At 61.9% G+C, this 14396-nt stretch carries 10 protein-coding genes; 2 read left to right on the forward strand and 8 right to left on the reverse strand.

Annotated elements, in window-relative coordinates; translation table 11 throughout:
- Positions 1-61: 61 nt before the first annotated feature.
- Positions 62-2527 carry an IPT/TIG domain-containing protein gene (locus IGS61_RS22200; protein WP_230541600.1) on the reverse strand — a complete coding sequence of 822 codons (2466 nt, stop codon included), beginning with the start codon at positions 2525-2527 and terminating at the stop codon, positions 62-64.
- 653 nt (positions 2528-3180) lie between these two features.
- Between IGS61_RS22200 and metH the strand changes: the two genes are divergently transcribed.
- A complete protein-coding gene (metH, locus tag IGS61_RS22205) occupies positions 3181-6975 on the forward strand; it encodes a methionine synthase (RefSeq protein WP_230541601.1) in 3795 nt (1264 codons plus the stop codon).
- Between the two features lie 112 nt (positions 6976-7087).
- On the forward strand, positions 7088-7459 hold the full coding sequence (locus IGS61_RS22210; protein WP_230541602.1) for an SPW repeat protein: 372 nt from the start codon (positions 7088-7090) through the stop codon (positions 7457-7459).
- A gap of 202 nt (positions 7460-7661) precedes the next feature.
- On the opposite strand, the gene IGS61_RS22215 is transcribed toward IGS61_RS22210, so the two are convergent.
- From IGS61_RS22215 to IGS61_RS22245, 7 genes are all read right to left on the reverse strand, one after another.
- Entirely contained in the window at positions 7662-8942 is a 1281-nt protein-coding gene (locus IGS61_RS22215; protein WP_230541603.1) for an EAL and HDOD domain-containing protein, read from the reverse strand.
- A gap of 137 nt (positions 8943-9079) precedes the next feature.
- Positions 9080-9859 (reverse strand): class II glutamine amidotransferase, encoded by a 780-nt coding sequence (locus tag IGS61_RS22220; protein ID WP_230541604.1) that lies wholly within the window; start codon positions 9857-9859, stop codon positions 9080-9082.
- 86 nt (positions 9860-9945) lie between these two features.
- Positions 9946-10203 (reverse strand): BTH_I0359 family protein, encoded by a 258-nt coding sequence (locus tag IGS61_RS22225; protein WP_010393222.1) that lies wholly within the window; start codon positions 10201-10203, stop codon positions 9946-9948.
- 153 nt (positions 10204-10356) lie between these two features.
- Complete coding sequence (locus tag IGS61_RS22230) at positions 10357-10758, reverse strand: GTPase (RefSeq protein ID WP_230541605.1); 402 nt, start codon at positions 10756-10758, stop codon at positions 10357-10359.
- Positions 10755-11474, reverse strand: a complete 720-nt coding sequence (locus tag IGS61_RS22235) for a response regulator (RefSeq protein WP_230541606.1) — start codon at positions 11472-11474, stop codon at positions 10755-10757. The genes IGS61_RS22230 and IGS61_RS22235 overlap by 4 nt, the downstream gene beginning before the upstream one ends.
- Positions 11475-11571: 97 nt before the next feature.
- A complete protein-coding gene (locus IGS61_RS22240) occupies positions 11572-13869 on the reverse strand; it encodes a sensor histidine kinase (protein ID WP_230541607.1) in 2298 nt (765 codons plus the stop codon).
- Complete coding sequence (locus IGS61_RS22245; protein WP_226939765.1) at positions 13869-14375, reverse strand: DUF4390 domain-containing protein; 507 nt, start codon at positions 14373-14375, stop codon at positions 13869-13871. The genes IGS61_RS22240 and IGS61_RS22245 overlap by 1 nt, the downstream gene beginning before the upstream one ends.
- Positions 14376-14396 lie beyond the last annotated feature (21 nt).

The raw sequence follows: 14396 nt of genomic DNA on the forward strand, positions 1-14396 counted from the left end.
ACCTGGCGCCATAAAAAAAGGGCTTGCCGCGGCAAGCCCTTTTTACATCCAGCCCGCTGGCTTAGCGGCGCTGCACCTTCATCAGGCGTGCGCCGACGGACGACGACAGGCTGACCTCGAAACGGCCGCCGGCCGGCAAGGCGCTGACGTCGACGCTGGCTTTGCCACCCGTCAAGTCACTGGCGACCACCGTCTTGCGGCCATCGGCGGCCACGTGCAGCACGGCGGCGTATGGTTCCGCATCGGCATTCCAGACCAGCGCCAGCTTGCCGCCGCTTTGTGTCGCATCGAACGTGGCATCGTTGGCGGCGGCCCTGCTGCGGCGCGCCGGGCGCTCCAGCTTGGCTAAAGCCTTACCATTTTGCAATACTTGCACGTCGCTGATGTCGCCCGGATTGGCAAAGCTGACGCGGAAATGGCTCATGGCATTGCCGCCATGATCAGCCACGGAGACGCCATCAAAAGGCAAGTCGATAGTCTGTCCCGACGCCGTCAGCACGCGCAGGGTATATGCCTGGCCGCTGCCGCTGGCCGCCGCACCGACGCGCGCGGACGAGGCAACGGCCGGGCGCAAGGCCACGCCGGCCGGCGTGATGCGGCCGGAAATGGTCAGGTAGCCATTCTCGGCCACGGACATGCTGGCGGCCAGCACATTGCTGCCCGTGATCTGCGTGCTGCGTTTGTCCAGGAATTGCTGCACCCGCGCATAGCTGTAGTCGGAGAACCAGGCGCCGCTGCAATAGCTCATCACATCCTTCATCGGCGTGCCGCCATACACTGCCTTGCTCAGCTGACCAATGCTGCCCGCATAGTCGCTGTTATACAGAGGCTGCGGGCCCAGATTGCCATCCGCATACGGGTAGTCGACGGCGGCGCCGGCCGGGCCGCCGCAGGCAACGTGCTGCAGCGAGTGGTTGTGGCCCAGCTCATGCACGAGCGTGGTCAGCCATTCAGGCCATTGGTTACCGAAGGGATCGACCGATGCGATGCTGTTGAACCGCGCATCCAGGCCGATGGCCGACGTGAAGTCGTTGCCGCTGCTGCGCTGGTTGATATAGGCCAGGCCGGCGGCGCGGGTGGCGGACATTCTCGGCACGAGACCATAATAATAGGCGCCGCTGTCTTCCAGCGCGCGCTTGCTTTCCAGTTTGCCCAGGGCATCGCTCCACCAGCTGTCGGCCGTGCTGCTGCCCGGCATGCTCAGGGCCGCGCGCGTCGTGATGCTGATGTTTTCCGTCGCATACGGATACACGCGCAGCAACGCGGCGCGGATCACCTCGGCGTCAGGCAGTTGCGCCACGCCATCATCGGTGCTCAGGGGCACGAGTACCAAACGGATTCTGGCCAGGCTGGCCACCACGGGCGCCGCTTCCTGGCTCACTTGCACGCCGTCATTGCCGATGGCCGTCACGCGCACGCGCACGCCGGGCAAGATCCAGCCAGCAGGCAGGACGGCACTGAAATTGCCGTTGAAACTGTAATCGCTTTTCGCCGTCGGCAAGAGCGCCGGCCCCGTCATCGCGATGCTGCCCAGGTTGCTGCCATTGGCGGCGGTCGCATTCAAGGTCACTGCCGGGCTGGCCAGGCCTGCTTGCGCGGCCAGCACGGACACGCGCACGGCGGCCGGCTTGCTGCGCGTCAAGCGCAAGGCCATATTGCTGGCGTTCAGGTTCATGACCTGCGCAAATTCAATGTTGCCCAGGGTAAAGGTCGACACCGTGCCCGCATTCACGGCGATGCGCGCAGCGGCCGACAGCATCACGTTACCCGTTGCCGAGGCTGGCGCAGACAGCAGCAGCTGGCTGGCACTGGCGCTGACGATGACGGCCGGCGTATTGCCTACCGTCGCCGAGCTGACCTGGTCGAGATTGCTGCCCTGCACCGTCACCGACAAGGTCGCGCCATTGACGGCCGACGTGATCGACGTCACCGCCACGCTGGCCAGGACCGTGTACGGGTCGCTGCTGGCCACATCGTTGTACGGACCGCGCACCGTCAGCGCGCCTGTCGCTGCGCCCGCAGGCACCACCACGGTCACGCTGCTGGCCGTCTGGCTTTGCGGCGCCGCCGCCGCGCCATTGCCGAACTGTACCGCCGTCACGGCGCCCATGCCGCCGCCCGCGATCGTCACGCTGGAACCGACGCCGCCTGTCAATGGCGCGACACTGCCCACGCTCAAGGGCAGGTACACATTGACGTTATAGCTGGTGGCCGCCGTGCCGCTGGCGCTGACCAGACTCAAGGCGCCCGTCACGGGCACGCCCGGCATGGCCAGGGTCACGCTGGTGTCGCTGGCGGCGCTGGTGGCAAGCGTCACGCCGCCCAGCTGGAAGGCCGTCACGCGGCTCAGATTCGTGCCCGTGACCACCAGACTGCCGCCGACGGCAACATTCGCCGCCGAAACGCTCGTCACGGCAGGAATCAGGGCGGGAGTGCCCGAGGTGGTCGCCACCACCGTGTCGCCACCACCACCGCCACCGCCGCCGCAGGCGGACAGGCCCAGCATGACAAACAATGCAACTAGCAAATGGTTTCTCATGGCTGGCAACCATGTTGGTGCAGCGCGGTGCCGGGGAGGACACGGAATAAATGTGACATATTGGTGACTTTTGGTGAGAATTTAATTTCGAAGAACCAATATTATGGGTTAATTCGATTCCTAAAGACAACTATTAATGCTTTTGATTCAATTGGTTTTGATAATAATTAAAATATCTGCTTGGCAAACTTTATTCTGCGCATTATTCCCTTCACTCTGTATTGGCTGAAATCAAAATTACTTTCCTTTGCAGCTATTGCCATTCGATTCATTAAAAAGATGCCGACATGGCGTAAATAATGTGGAAATTTTTCCACAGCCTAGACGCCATATCTTCCCGGCAACTTTGCTGGAGAAATTAACGTTTTGAGTAAGATTTTCAGGAATGTCATTTTCAGAAGCAGGCGTGGCGCAAGCCGATGTGTTGCAAGAAGGCCTGCCGTGGGGCGAACGGCCGCTTTTGCTTAAAACCAAAGCAGCCTGATGCCGTATAATTTTAGACCCGGTGAAATCAGGCGATTGCCACCTTCTGCCTGCCCTACCCGGCCGGCAACTCTCCGTCAGCTGATCCTGCTGGCCCGCAACCGCCTCGTAAAGTCTTGTCGCCGCGCCGCCGCCCGTTTGCCTATTGAAAGCATGAAATGAACGATACCGTGATCCCCGCCATGTCCCCGACCGAAGCCACCTTGCGCGCCATCCTGGCGCAGCGGATCATGATCCTCGACGGCGCCATGGGCACGATCATCCAGCAATACAAGCTCGACGAAGAAGCCTACCGTGGCGGCCCCGCCGGCCGCTTCATCGATTTCGCCGCGCCGGCCGACAGCGGGGCGCGCGAACTGTTTGTTAAAGGCAACAATGAGCTGCTGACCCTGACGCAGCCGCATATCATCCAGGAAATCCACGAGCGCTACCTGGCGGCTGGCGCCGACCTGATCGAAACGAATACCTTCGGCGCCACGACGATCGCGCAAGACGATTACCACATGGCCCACCTGGCCTATGAAATGAACGTGCAGGCGGCAAAACTGGCACGCGCCGCCTGCGACAAGTATTCCACCCCGGACAAGCCGCGCTTCGTCGCCGGCGCCCTGGGACCGACGCCAAAGACGGCATCGATCTCGCCCGACGTGAACGACCCGGCCGCGCGCAACGTGACCTTCGACCAGCTGGTGGCCGCCTACCTGCAGCAGACGCAGGGCCTGGTGGAAGGCGGCGCCGATGTGCTGCTGGTGGAAACCATTTTCGATACCCTCAACTGCAAGGCGGCCCTGTTCGCCATTGACCTGTACTACGAGCAAAACCCTGGCGTCGTGCGCCTGCCTTTGATGATTTCCGGCACCGTCACGGACGCCTCGGGCCGCATCTTGTCGGGCCAGACCGTGCCCGCCTTCTGGAATTCCGTGCGCCACGCGAAACCGCTGACCATCGGCCTGAACTGCGCGCTGGGCGCCGCCCTGATGCGTCCGTACGCGGAAGAGCTGGCCAAGATCGCCGACACCTTCGTTTGCATCTACCCGAACGCGGGCTTGCCCAACCCCATGAGCGACACGGGCTTCGACGAGTTGCCGGCCGATACGTCCGCCCTGCTGCGCGAATTTGCCGACGCGGGCTTCTTGAACATGGCGGGCGGCTGCTGCGGCACCACGCCCGAGCACATCGCCGCCATCGGCGAGTTGCTGTCGAAAAATACGCCGCGCACCGTGCCGGCCCCGTCGCACGACTTGCGCCTGGCGGGCCTGGAACCGTTCGTCGTCAATGACGAGTCGCTGTTCGTCAACGTGGGCGAGCGCACCAACGTCACGGGCTCGAAGGCGTTCGCGCGCATGATTCTCAACGAGCAATACGACGAAGCCTTGTCCGTTGCCCGCCAGCAAGTAGAAAACGGCGCGCAAGTGATCGACATCAACATGGATGAAGCGATGCTCGACTCGCTGGCCGCCATGACGCGCTTTTTGAACCTGATCGCCTCGGAACCCGATATTTCGCGCGTGCCCATCATGGTCGACTCGTCGAAATGGTCGGTCATCGAAGCGGGCTTGAAATGCGTGCAGGGCAAGGCTATCGTCAACTCGATTTCCATGAAGGAAGGCGAAGAAGAATTCCTGCGCCAGGCGAAACTGTGCCGCCGCTATGGCGCGGCCGTGATCGTCATGGCTTTCGATGAAAAAGGGCAAGCCGACACCTTCGAGCGCAAGATCGAGATTTGCGCCCGCGCCTACCATTTATTGATCGATGCCCTGGACTTCCCGCCGGAAGACATCATTTTCGATCCGAACATTTTTGCCGTAGCCACCGGCATCGAAGAGCACAACAACTACGCCGTCGACTTCATCAACGCCACGCGCTGGATCAAGGAAAACTTGCCGTACGCGAAGATTTCGGGCGGCGTGTCGAACGTGTCGTTCAGTTTCCGCGGCAACGATCCCGCCCGCGAAGCCATCCATACCGTCTTCCTGTACCACGCCATCAAGGCCGGCATGACCATGGGCATCGTCAACGCCGGCATGGTGGGCGTGTACGACAACCTGGACCCGGAACTGCGCGAGCGCGTGGAAGACGTGGTGCTGAACCGCCGCGAAGACTCGACCGAGCGCATGATCGAATTTGCCGGCACGCTGAAGGCGGGCGGCAAGGCCGAGGCGCAAACCCTGGCGTGGCGCGAAGGCACGGTGCAGGAGCGCCTGTCGCACGCGCTGGTGCACGGCATCACGCAATTCATCGTGGAAGACACGGAAGAAGCACGCCAGGAACTGCTGCACAATGGCGGGCGCCCCATCCACGTGATCGAGGGCCCGCTGATGGCCGGCATGGACGTGGTCGGCGACCTGTTTGGCCAAGGCAAGATGTTCCTGCCGCAAGTGGTGAAGTCGGCGCGCGTGATGAAGCAGGCCGTGGCCCATCTGATTCCATTCATCGAGGAAGAAAAGCTGCTGGAAGAAAAACGCACGGGCATCGTCGCCAAGCCGAAGGGCAAGATCATCATGGCGACCGTGAAAGGCGACGTGCATGACATCGGCAAGAATATCGTCACCGTCGTTCTGCAATGCAACAACTTCGAAGTGGTGAACATGGGCGTGATGGTGCCGTGCTCGGAAATCCTCGCGCGCGCCAAGGTGGAAAACGCCGACATCATCGGTCTGTCGGGCCTGATCACGCCGTCGCTGGAAGAAATGGCGTATGTCGCCAAGGAAATGCAGCGCGACGAACACTTCCGCATGCTCAAGATTCCCCTGCTGATCGGCGGCGCCACCACCAGCCGCGCCCACACGGCCGTGAAAATCGCGCACAACTATGAAGGTCCCGTCATCTACGTGCCGGACGCGTCTCGTTCCGTGTCCGTGGCGCAATCGCTGCTGACGCCGGAACAGCGCGACAAGTACGTGGAAGACATCGAACTCGACTATGCACGCATCCGCGAGCAGCACGCCAACAAGAAGGCCCTGCCCATATTGCCGCTGGCGCAGGCGCGCGCCAACAAGATGGTCGTGCCCTTCGATGGCGCCGGCAAGCCCGTGAAACCGAAGTTCATCGGCCGCCGCGTGTTTAAAAATGTCGACCTGGCCACCCTGGCCAACTATATCGACTGGGGCCCGTTCTTCCAGACCTGGGACCTGGCGGGCCCCTTCCCCGCCATCCTGACGGATGAAGTGGTGGGCGACGCGGCCACCAAGGTGTACGCGGAAGGCCAGGCCTTGCTGAAAAAACTCATCGACGGACGCTGGCTGACGGCCAATGGCGTCGTCTCCCTGCTGCCGGCGAACAGCGTCAATGACGACGATATCGAGGTGTACACGGACGATACGCGCAGTAGCGTGGCGTTCACGTATTACGGCATGCGCCAGCAGGGCGTAAAACCCGTGGTCGACGGCGTGCAGCGGCCGAACCAGTGCCTGGCCGATTTCATTGCCCCGAAGGAATCTGGCGTGAAGGATTACATCGGCATGTTTGCCGTGACGTCCGGCCTGGGCATCGAAAAGTATGAAAAGCGCTTCGAAGACGCGCACGACGATTACTCGTCCATCATGCTGAAATCGCTGGCGGACCGCCTGGCCGAGGCGTTTGCCGAATACCTGCACGAGCGCGTGCGCAAGGATTTGTGGGGCTACGTGCCCGATGAGCACTTGAGCAACGACGACATGATCGCCGAGAAATATGTCGGCATCCGTCCCGCGCCCGGCTACCCGGCCTGCCCCGAGCATACGGTCAAGAAAGAGATGTTCGAGGTCATGCAGGCCGAGGAAATCGGCATGCAGCTGACGGAATCGTATGCCATGTTCCCCGGCGCGGCCGTCTCCGGCTTCTATTTCGCCCATCCGGAGTCGAAATACTTCGTCGTCGGCAAGATCGGCATGGACCAGGTGGAAGACATGGCCAAGCGCCGCGGCGCCAAGGTCGAGGATGTGGAACGCTGGCTGGCGCCCAACCTGTCATGATAAGCACAAGGCGCGCGGAACTTATCGCGCGCCGCAGCGCACTAACGCAGTATGCCGGTCGGCATGCTGCATGCCCGCTCCGGCCCGTTCCCTAACTGGCTAAGGAGGTAATATGGCAACCAATTTCAAACTGAAACGCTGGCAAGATCAAGTGATCCTGCTGCTGGGCCTGTGGCTGGTCGTCTCGCCCTGGGCGTTTTCCTATCCCGAAGGCTCGCCGCAGATGATCAACGCCCTGGTCTCGGGCCTGGTAATCACCGTGCTGGCTGCCTTCGACCTGTACAAGACCTATTTTTGGGCCGTCGTCGTCAACCTGCTGGTAGGTGTCTGGGTCGCCGCCTCGCCATGGATCCTGCGGCTGGCCGATCAGCGCGTCGTCATGTGGAACGAGCTGATCGTCGGCATCGCCGTCGTCGTGCTGGCCCTGTGGGAACTGCGCACCGACCCCGAGCTGCACAAGCACTGGCCCGGCGCCGCCGCGTAGAGGCGCAAAAAAGCCCTGCCACGGCTAAGCCGTGCAGGGCTTTTTAAAATACGAACAGCACCGCAGATACGCGACGTCTCAGCACCTGACAAAACCGTAGCGAGCGGAAGGAAGAGGTGGCCGAGAAGCGGAGCCGTACTCTAGTACGGTGAGCATCGCAAGCCGCCTATGCCGACGCGCAGCAGGTTTGGTCAGGTGCCAACTACAGAGCGTAGCGGACTACGTTATCGCTCCATTCGTAGGCGGCCATTTCCAGCTCCACCAGGTCGTCCGGCGACATGGCCAGGTCGCGCAGGGTCGGCACGATCTCGCCTTCCATGTCTTCGATGCGCTCGATGCATTCGGCCAGGCGCAGCAGGTCGCCGTAGAAGCCCTCGCGCGACAGCAGCGCTTCGGCCACTTCGTCGATCACTTCGATCTGGCTGAGGATTTCCGACATCGGCACGCCGAACAGGGTATCCATCAGGGACATGATGCCGACCGTAAAGGCGATATCGGCCGCATGGGCGTGGTTCGGGCGCAGCTTATGCGCGAGCAATTCGAGCAAGCGGCCGCGCGTGGTGGCCAGCATCAGCAGCGGCGTCATGCTATGGCCGCGCTTGCTTGGCTCCGCGTACAGCATGATTTGCAGCCAGCGCTGCAATTGGCGGCGGCCCAGCACGGTCACGGCCTGGCTCAGCGAATCGATGCGCTGGCGCGCGCCCACGGCCGGCGTATTGACCAAACGCAAAAGGTTCAGGGCCAGCGAGACGTCGCGCTTGATGGCGCGCTCGATATCCATGTTGTCGGCGTCGGAGGTGACCAGGGTCATCAGCTCCATGACGGCCAGTTGCGATGGCGACAATTTCTTGCCCGTCATGATGGCGGGCTTGGCAAAGTAATACCCCTGGAAGTAATCGAAGCCCAGGTCCAGGCCCGACTTGAATTCTTCGCGCGTCTCGACCTTTTCCGCCACCAGTTTCTTGTTTTCCTGCTTGAAACGGGGCGCCAGCGCTGCCAGCACTTTCGGGTCGACCTTGCTCATGTCCATCTTGACATATTGCACCAACGGCAACAATTCCTGCACTTGCGCCGTATCCGACACCACGTTTTCCAGCGCGAAAGTGAAGCCGTGGCCCACCAGTTCGCTGATGCGCGCGCGCACTTCCGGCGTGACGGGCATCGATTCGACGATTTCCAGCACGACTTTTTCACGCGGCAGGAAGACGAAGATGTCGCTCATGATCACGTCGGCATCGACGTTGACGAAACCGAGCGCGTCGCCGATGACCTTTTCCATGCCCAGCTGGGAAGCGTGGGCGATCACGGAAGCCGTGGCGGACAGGTCGCTGGTAATGTTGGCGGGGCCGACCGGAGCGTTGCGGAATAGCAACTCATAGCCGAACAGGGCTTGATTGCGGTCAAGGATAGGTTGTCGCCCCAGATAGAACTCGCGCACGCGCAAGGGTTTCGGGGTGATGTCGTTGCTGGAAATATCGATCATTAACTCTTCATCAATCAGGTCGAGTGACACCGGCCGCGCCGCGCCCGCATCAAGGTTCACTATTGACAATACTTTAGCTGAATTTCGCCCGCGCTGTGGGTATTTTGGCAGCAATCCAGCGTATTGTCGTCAACAAATTAGGCCACTGGCGTCTCTTGCACCATCCCGTCGACAAATAATTTCAATTCGCCGGGCGCAAACGCCGTCCATTGTTCATTCGTCGTCAGCGGCTGGGTAACGATCACGGCCACGCGGTCCTGGAGCGTCGTCACCTGGGAAAAGTCCACGCTCAGGTCTTCATCGGAGAGTTTAGCAGTTGGAAACGGATGTTGTCGCACCAGATAGTGCAAGCTGGTCGAGCAATGGGCAAACAGCGCCTCCCCGCTCGACAGCATCATGTTGAAGGTGCCGTGGGCGGCGATGCCGGGCAACAACTCCGCCAGGGCCGCATGCAGCTGCGGCAAGGTCGGCGGGGCATCGCCAAAGCGCGCATGCAGCTCCTGCAGCAGATAGCAGAAAGCCAGTTCGCTGTCGGTGCAGCCGACGGGGCGGTAGCTGCCCGTCAGCACGGGGTTGAACTCCTTCAAATCGCCATTATGGGCAAAGACCCAGTAGCGGCCCCACAGTTCGCGCACGAAGGGGTGGCAGTTTTCCAGCGCCACCTGGCCCTGCGTGGCCTTGCGGATGTGCGCGATGACATTGCGCGACTTGATGGGATAACGCTTGATCAGTTCGGCCACGGGCGAGGCGATGGCCGCCTGGTGGTCGACGAAATGGCGCACGCCGGCGCCCTCGAAAAAGGCGATGCCCCAGCCGTCATGGTGGGTATCGGTATGGCCGCCGCGCATGGCGAAGCCGGTAAAACTAAAGACAATGTCCGTAGGGACATTGCAATTCATTCCGAGAAGTTGGCACATGGTCTGTTTGCAGCGAAGTAACCCGGCCACCATACCACGCCGCCAGGCGGATTGGTATGGTGGCGATGGCCATCAGACAGCCAGTATCAGTGCAACAGGACTGGCTGGCTCATGAGGGAATCATAGCTGCCCAAAAATTCATCGATCTCTTCCATGCTGGGTTCGCTGGCGATCAGTTCCGTGACGTCGCGGCGGAAATGCTGGGCCAGGACTCCCGCAATGAAAGTCTCGCGTTTGCCGCCCTTGTCGACGATTTCATAGCCGCCGAAGCGCAGGGCTTCCAGGTCGACGTCGGCGCCGAATTCCACAACGCTGTATTGTTCGCTGTTATAGATCAGGTTCATTTTGCATCCTTCGCTCAAGCAGGAGAAGCTCCTGCGGTTTCAGGACAGAGGTGGGGTTCCCACGCCGCCATTTCAAGCGGCCAGGCCACCCTGCGGGCTACAGAGTTGTAACGAGATGCAAACTGCGACTGCGGTAAGTCGATCGAAAAATCGTCAGGAAACGACGACGTCTGCTTGCAGCGCCAGCAAGGCATCGTAGGGACTGGCGGTGAGCCAGGTGCGCAATTGTTCGATGTGCGAGGCGTCGGCCAGGCTGATGAACAAGCGCGCGGGCGGATTGCGCAGCAGACGGTTCAATGTTACACGCAATACGAGATTGCCGCTGCAGCACAGGCAGCCGGGCGCGATGCGCAACAGTTGCAATGGAAACGATGGAGAAGGGGAAGCTTGCTCGGCCAGGTCGGCCAGGATGGCGTTGCCGTCAGCCAATCCTTCCAGGATCACGGCGGCCGGCTCGTCCGGCGCCAAAGCGTGCGCAATGGCCGCCTCGCGCTCGGCGGCGCGTCCACCGCTGACCAGGGTCAGCGGCGTCGGACGCCGCACGGCTGCCGTCACAGGCCTTTCTTGGCCAGCTTGCCCGGTTCGACGCCCAGCTGTTTCAGCTTGCGGTACAAATGGGTGCGCTCGAGGCCCGTTTTCTCCGCCACGCGCGTCATGCTGCCGCCTTCGCGGCCCAGGTGGTGTTCGAAATACATGCGCTCGAACGCGTCGCGCGCCTCGCGCAGCGGCAAGTCGAATGACAGGTTGTAGCCATGGCCTTCGGCCGCCGCCGGCACGGCGATGCCTGGGCGCACCATCAGCTGTTGCGGCGCGCTGCCGCCAAAGCTGGGCACGGGATGACTGCTTTCCTCGGCCACCACAGGTGCCGCCGGACGCGGCGCCACGCTCGGCGCGCGCACGGTTTCCTGTGCCCGCGTCAAGCCTTGCTGGACCGCTTTCAGCAGTTTTTGCAGGGCAATCGGTTTTTCCAGGAAGTTCATGGCACCGATGCGCGTCGCCTCGACAGCCGTATCGATGGTGGCGTGGCCCGACATCATGATCACCGGCATGGTCAGCAAGCCATCGCGCTGCCACTCCTTGAGCAAGGTGACGCCGTCCGTGTCGGGCATCCAGATATCGAGCAATACCAGATCCGGCGCACCGGCGGCACGCGCTTCACGCGCCTGCTGCGCATTTTCGGCCAGCTGGATAGCATGTCCTTCGTCGCCCAGAATTTCCGAGAGCAACTCACGGATACCCATTTCATCATCCACTACGAGTATGTTTGCCATTCGTGTCTTGCCTTCCTCATTTCGCCGGCCGTCGCGCACAAGATGCACGCGCGGACAACTATGATTTTATTAGTGTTTTAAATACTAAACCAGACCCTCACGCCAGGAATTCCTGGGCAGGAGCGTCGGGAGCTAACTTTAACAGCAAAATGACCACCGATGCGCCATTGCCGTCGACCCGGTTCTCGATATCGATGCGTCCGCCGTGTTCATCGATAATTTTCTTGACCATCGCCAGGCCCAATCCCGTGCCGCGCGCCTTCGAGGTCACATAGGGCTCGAAGGCCCGCGCCAGGATTTTTGGCGCGAAACCAGGGCCATTGTCGGTGATGGCCAGCCGCACGGCGATATTCACGCCGCCGTCCGCACTGCGATAATGAATTGCTTCTGTCCTTACGTCAATCCGCGGATGCGGCGAGTCCGGCGGCAAGTCGGCCATGGCGTCCTGCGCGTTCTGCAGCAGGTTATGGATCACCTGGCGCAACTGGGTCGGATCGCCCATCACCATCGGCAGGTTCGGCGCCAGCTGCGGGTGGATGATGTCGCCATCGTCGCCGCGCAGGTACAGGTTCAGTATTTCCTCAATCAGTTCGTTCAGGCGCAGCGGCACGAGCACGGCCGGCGGCGTGCGCGCATAGTCGCGGAAGTCGTCGACCATGCGCTTCATCGCATCGACCTGCTTGACGATGGTGGTGGTGGCACGGCTGAGCAGATCGGCATCGGGCTGCTCCAGCTTGCCTTCGAGCTTCATCTGCAGGCGCTCGGCCGATAACTGGATGGGCGTGAGCGGATTCTTGATTTCATGCGCCAGGCGGCGCGCCACCTCGCCCCAGGCGATCGAGCGCTGCGCGGAAATCACGTCGGAAATATCATCGAACACGACGATGTAGCCGCTGCCGGACTCCAGCGGCAGGCGCGAACCGCGCGCCAACAAGGTGATGTCATGCTCGTCGGCACTACTGCCCAGGCGGCGCGGAATCTCGATCTGCCGCTGCCAGTGCAGGCGCTGCTGGTTGCGGCCCGAGGCCGATTGCGCGCTTTGCGCCGTGAAGGCGCTGATGATGGCACCGCCAAATTCTTCCATTCCAGCAATATGCGCCAGCGGCTGGCCCACCATGCTCATGCCCGAATGCTGCAGGATGCGCTCGACCGATTCATTGCAGGTCACCAGCTTGAAGTCGCCATCGAGCACCATCACGCCGGCCGACATGTTCGCCAGCACCGATTCCAGGTGGGCCTTGGCGTTTTGCAGTGCGGCGCGGTTGCTTTCCACGGCCGTGCGCGCATCGAGCAGCTGGCGCGTCATGATGTTGAACGACTGCGTCAGGGTACCCAGTTCATCCTTGGTGGCCACGATGGGGCGCGGCGACAGGTCACCCTCGGCCACGGCGCGCGTGCCTTCGGCCAGCAGCAGCAAGGGCTGGGCCAGGTTGCCCGCGATCAGGAAGGCGCTGCCGATGGCGCCAAAAATGGCCAGCAGCAAGGTCAAGGTGAGGATTTCCATGTACATCTTGCGCAGCCCCACGCGCGCGACGAAACGTTCCTTGTATTCGCTGTAGGCGGCGCGCAGCACCTCGCCATTCGTCGCCAGCTTCGGCGGCACCGATTGCAGCAGTTGCAAATAGCGGGGCGAGACGGAAGGCCCCGGCACGGCCACCAGCACCCGCAGGCGCAGGCTGGCCGCCGTTTCCAGCGACGCTGGCAAGCCCGAGCGGAAACCGCCACCGCCCGACTCCGTGCCATCGTCGTGCAACTCCAGGCCCCCTTCGGCGGAGGCATAGCCGGCCGGCAAGGCCGCCTGCACCAGCATGGCCGGCGTCGGCAAGTCGGCCGCGCTGTGCGGCCCGGCGCTGGCCAGCAGCACGCCGTCGCCGCTGACGAGCATGGCATTTTGCATGCCCTCTTCGCGCAGCAGGCTGGTCAGCACGGCCTGGCCGGCCACGGGATCGGCACCCAGTTCCTCGACCGCCTTGTGGCCCCGGTGGTCGAGCTCGACCAGGGCCGCATCGAGGCCGGCACGCCCCAGCTCAATCCCCGATTCCAGCGCCGCTTCGATCTTGACGTTGAACCAGGACTCGATGGAGTGGGAGACGAATTGCACAGAAACAAGAAAAATCACCAGGCCCGGCAGGATGCCGACGGCGGCGAACAGCATCACCAGACGCGTCATCAGCTTGGAGCCGAACTTGCCGCTCTTGTAGCGCGCATACAGGCGGGCCAGGGAAATGCCCACCAGCGCCAGCAGGGACACGGCCACGGCCGCGTTCAGGCCCAGCAGCCAGGTGTAGTAACGGTCGAAGAAGCCGGAATTGTCGGAAGCCGACGCCAGCAGGAACAGCAGGATACTGACAATGCCGCCGCCCACCACCAGCAGATAGCGTAATGCTTGACTCACTACTCCGCCGTATACAAGAAGGTTTTTTTGTTCGAAGCCAGGCGCCAGTCGCTGTTATTGAAGGCGTTGACCTGTATCGGCTTGGGCAGGTAGTCGCGGTCCATGCCCATGCGCAAGGTGACGTTATACGTCTGCCCCACTTTCAGTTCGCCGCGCCGCGCCACCAGCCAGCGGCTGGGACGGCGGATCAGGAACAGCGCGTCGTCGAGGGTGGGGAAGCTTTGCTGCAAGCCGCCGCCCGACACATGGTACTGGCGCGTCAGCACGTTGTACGACAGCTTGCTGGTCTGGCGCGCCACGATGGCTTTTTCATCGAACCAATACCAGCGGGGCCGGGTCAGTTCGATTTCCGTCGTGAAATACAGCGGCACGCCATGCTGTACGGCATCATCAAGGTCGTGATTGAGCTCGAAGGAATACGTGGCGGCCAGCTTGTAGCCCTCTTCGCTAGCCTCGATGTAAGCACGCGTGATCTCGACCATATCGGCGGCATGCGCGCGTGGCATGGTACATGCCAGCATCAGCAG

Source organism: Janthinobacterium sp. FW305-129, assembly GCF_020858115.1.
Taxonomy (GTDB): Bacteria; Pseudomonadota; Gammaproteobacteria; order Burkholderiales; family Burkholderiaceae_D; genus Janthinobacterium.

Excerpts from the sequence above, each read along its gene's own strand:
- metH (WP_230541601.1), top strand. The coding sequence starts at position 3,181 with ATGAACGATACCGTGATCCCCGCCATGTCCCCGACCGAAGCCACCTTG.
- IGS61_RS22210 (WP_230541602.1), top strand. The coding sequence starts at position 7,088 with ATGGCAACCAATTTCAAACTGAAACGCTGGCAAGATCAAGTGATCCTG.
- IGS61_RS22215 (WP_230541603.1), bottom strand. The coding sequence starts at position 8,942 with ATGATCGATATTTCCAGCAACGACATCACCCCGAAACCCTTGCGCGTG.
- IGS61_RS22220 (WP_230541604.1), bottom strand. The coding sequence starts at position 9,859 with ATGTGCCAACTTCTCGGAATGAATTGCAATGTCCCTACGGACATTGTC.
- IGS61_RS22225 (WP_010393222.1), bottom strand. The coding sequence starts at position 10,203 with ATGAACCTGATCTATAACAGCGAACAATACAGCGTTGTGGAATTCGGC.
- IGS61_RS22235 (WP_230541606.1), bottom strand. The coding sequence starts at position 11,474 with ATGGCAAACATACTCGTAGTGGATGATGAAATGGGTATCCGTGAGTTG.
- IGS61_RS22245 (WP_226939765.1), bottom strand. The coding sequence starts at position 14,375 with ATGCCACGCGCGCATGCCGCCGATATGGTCGAGATCACGCGTGCTTAC.